The following is a 256-nucleotide window of genomic DNA, read 5'->3' as shown; positions in this document are numbered from 1 at the left end:
GGCCGTAGCTGGTGATCTGGGGGAAGAGTATCTTGGGATGAGCGAAGAAGAATTTATGTTCATCAGTTCTAAGATGGATACGATAATTCATTGCGGTGCAGATGTAAGACATTTTGGAGATGTAAAACAATTTGAAAATATAAATGTCCAAGGAACTAGCCGTATGCTAGCATTAGCGGAGAAAGGTGCTACATTCCATTTTATTTCTACAATTGGTATCCCGTTAGAATTAGCGGTAGATCAATGGGATACATAC

General features: G+C 39.5%; 1 protein-coding gene. It reads left to right on the top strand.

All coding sequences use genetic code 11. The features are described 5' to 3' along the window. On the top strand, nt 1–256 hold a 256-nt coding region (locus tag MR160_RS34440; RefSeq protein WP_242299264.1), incomplete at both ends, for an SDR family oxidoreductase.

Origin of the sequence: Bacillus cereus group sp. BfR-BA-01382 (assembly GCF_022663475.1) — a bacterium.
GTDB classification, from domain to species: Bacteria; Bacillota; Bacilli; order Bacillales; family Bacillaceae_G; genus Bacillus_A; species Bacillus_A thuringiensis_S.
Note: the sequence above shows the minus strand (reverse complement) of the source record. Positions and strands in the feature narration are given on the sequence as shown.